Annotated in this window: 2 protein-coding genes; both read left to right on the top strand. The window is 34.0% G+C overall.

What is annotated here, in order from left to right; all coding sequences use genetic code 11:
* The coding region (locus TP70_RS03530; protein ID WP_044359359.1) for an LPXTG cell wall anchor domain-containing protein at positions 1-448 on the top strand (448 nt) is incomplete at its 5' end.
* 723 nt (positions 449-1,171) lie between these two features.
* The coding region (locus TP70_RS03525; protein ID WP_044359357.1) for a KxYKxGKxW signal peptide domain-containing protein at positions 1,172-3,716 on the top strand (2,545 nt) is incomplete at its 3' end.

The raw sequence follows: 3,716 nt of genomic DNA, 5'->3' as shown, positions 1-3,716 counted from the left end.
TTTAACTTTAGCAGATATTGAAAACAACACAGAAAAATGGCAAAAACTTCAACAGTATTACGATAAAGATGAAGAAGTTTTAAAAGTGCCAATTACTTACACATTTAATAACAGTGTGCATAGTTCTGACAATTTACAAACAGATAAAAGCTTTGCGGTGATGAATGTTTCTGATGATATTAAAGAGAAACTACGAAACTTAAATAATACAGAACAATTGAATGGGGCAAAACAAGCTGTAGAAGAAGCAAAAACAGCAGATGGAAAAATGACAGGCATAGAGAAAGAAATTACCAATAGACATGTAATATCTAAGACAAATGGTATCAAGGTTTTACCAGAAGCTGGACAGGGATCTCAACCAACAACGTTGTTTGGCAGTCTTTTCGCTGGATTAGGAGCACTATTATTTTTCAGAAAGCGTAAAGAAGAAAAATTAAGTAAGTAATAATTTCAAATAAAAAAAGCGACAGGTCAATTACGATTCTGTCGCTTTTTATTACTAATTCCGAGTGCAAACTCTCTTTAAGGAAATGGTGTGAAATATTTTGGCAAACTATTTACTAAGATAAGTAGGCTAAGTTGTTAGAAACCACTAAAAACAAAGAAGCAGATGAAGTAGTGCAAAGAATTTTTACAATTTATTAAGATTAGATAATAAAAGTATGTTAAACACACACTTAAAAATACGACCTATATTACACAAAATATCCATACCGATAGAATGTGAGACTTAAAAAACTTCGTTCAAACACTTAATGGGTTCCACCCTGTTTTTTAGGACTTATATTCTATCCTGAAACTCTCAAAATCCAAATATCACAAATTTCTATAGTATAAGTAGATTTTATAAACTTAACCGTTTCATCTTTCATAAAATTTATAACAGATTCATCTATCGATATATACATAAATGTATTACCACTTCTTCTATAGTGCCTTTTCCATACTTCAACACATTGTTTTAGGTCAAAAGTTAACGTTAAAAATATATCAAAGTGATTATTTAATTTTGAAAGTATAAAACGTAATCAAAGAAAATTCACACTTATAAACATTATATAATATTGACTATCTTTAGATATAAAGTGTAAAATTGTGGACGGCGATATATTTTCAGTAGAATCTTAATAAATATATTGTAGAATACATTTGTAATGGGAGTCTTTTTATGACTAGAAAATCACGAGAATTTAAAAAGAGTTTTGGCGAAGAAAAAAATAGAGTAAAATTGTACAAATCCGGAAAAAACTGGGTTAAGGCAGGTGTCAAAGAAATTCAATTACTTAACATGTTAGGCCTTTCTTTATTAACGGATAAAGTTGATAAAGAGCAAAGTGACAAAGTGAGTGTTGGTGGTATCATTAAAGAGAATGCCCTTAGAACTACTGCAATTACAGGAGGTTTATTTACAGTTAATATGTTGCATGATCAACACGTATTAGCTGCATCTGAAATACCTGTCACATCAGAATTAACAGCAAATAGTCAAACAATAGGCGACCAGACATCGACAGTAATCGATCAAGTACAATCAGAAAGTATAGTATCAGAATCAGCAGAATCAGTAAATTCAGAAATACAAAGTATTTCTGAATCAACAAAAGTGTCTATTTCACTTTCTGAAAGTCTTTCGATTAGTCAATCAGAAAGCATAGAATCAGAATCAGCTAATGAAAGTACATCGGTACGTGAAGAGAAAGTATTATCAGAATCTAATGAAAAAGAAGGGGATAACACTTACTCAACTCAAGAGGATACTGCTGATTCTAGCACAACGATGTCAGTGACTAGCCAGACAGTTTCTGAAACAGATTCAAAAGATGTAACCTCTAATATAGCATCAAATACTTTGACAGCACCAAATTCTAGGGAAGTAGACTCTTTACTAAGTACTGGAATTACAGCAAATGATGGACTTAAAGCAGTCGCTGCTACTTATACTAATCGTGCTGGTTTTAGACTTGCTGATGACAGTACACTAAGATCTGCTGTTGATACTTCAGCAGGCACATTAACAAGTAGAGATGGGTATACTATTAGTCATGACACAATTGGTTCTGGAATTTTCCAAGATACAAATCCAAATCACACTACTTTCTTTGTAGCGCGTAATCAAAACAACCTGGAACAGTACGCGTTTGCAGTAGATAAAAATAAATTACTAGCTGATGTAAATGGAGATAAAACAGTTGCATCTGAAATTTATGTATCTCGCTTTAATAAAGATGGGAGTCAAATAGGTTCAACAATTACACTTTCTGTGTCGAGTACAGTAGGAGGGGTAGATAGCACTCAAATCGATAACTTTACAACCACTGTGACTAGGAAAAATCTAAATAGTACAGAAGTCACTTTCACTTTCCCAGATGCTAATAGTAAAGGAGAGGGGCTTGAAACACTTTATAACTACTATGATGGCACGTCACTTTTGAAAGGACAAACAGCAATTACCAGAACGGTGCCCCGTTACCTACCTCAAATAACAAGCTACCGTTTATGGTCGGATAAAATAACTCCTGTTGCTGATGATTTTATCCAATACGGATGGACAAATGATAATTACACTACTAAAGCAATTGATATCCCAGGGTATAAATATGTTACAGTTGCAGGTAATGAAGATAGTATAGTGTCAACTACTAAACAAAAATTCCAAGGTGATGTTTCTTATGCAAAGGTTGGAAACCAAACACTTCAAAATGGTGATAAGGCTGTTGTCTACTATAAGAAAACATATTTAGATAATAGTGGAACGGCTATTATAGAAGGGTACACTGTTTACTCTAACAATCCTCAAACATTACCAACAGCTGAAGAATTCTTTAAAAACAAAGAGAACTATACAGTTATTGAAGATAAAATATTTAGTCCCACTCAAGAACAGTTTGAATCAAATGCTGGAAAAGTTGCATTGGACAAAGCTATAGCTAATGAGATAACTTTTGCGAAAACTAGCGATCTTGATAGTACAATGATGGATGTTGGTGGAAATTTGACTTCAGTTAGTGAAGTCTACGGCCCTCAATATCATAAATTAAGTGACATCATTTCCCAAGATGAAAAAGCATTTTACAGAATTCGTTTTTCTAATAATGGAGATGTAACAAATCTAGCAGGTGATTACTTAACGATTCCTCAAGATGAAAAAAGTTTGACAACTAATACGGATGGCTACTATAGAGGACGATTCCCGATTGCAAACTGGACTGGTGGAGAACTCTATGGTAATAACTTACCAAATAAAGTAAATATTAGAAATACATCGGGCGGTGATGGGAGAGTTATCTATTATTATGAAGTAGATAAAGAGTACTCTGAATCAGAATCTACTTCAGTAAGTGACTCTACATCAGTGATTGAAAGTGACTCTACGAGCATGAGTAACTCAACATCAGTGATTGAAAGCGATTCTACTTCAATGAGTAACTCAACATCAGTAAGTGAGAGCGACTCTACGAGCATGAGTAACTCAACGTCAGTAAGTGAAAGTGACTCTACGAGCATGAGTAACTCAACATCAGTGAGTGAGAGCGATTCTACTTCAATGAGTAACTCAACATCAGTAAGTGAAAGTGACTCTACGAGCATGAGTAACTCAACATCAGTGAGTGAGAGCGACTCTACGAGCATGAGTAACTCAACGTCAGTAAGTGAAAGTGACTCTACGAGCATGAGTAACTCAACGTCAGTAAGCGAGAGCGACTCTACTTCAA

It is taken from the genome of Staphylococcus microti (assembly GCF_000934465.1).
GTDB classification, from domain to species: Bacteria; Bacillota; Bacilli; order Staphylococcales; family Staphylococcaceae; genus Staphylococcus; species Staphylococcus microti.
Note: the sequence above shows the minus strand (reverse complement) of the source record. Positions and strands in the feature narration are given on the sequence as shown.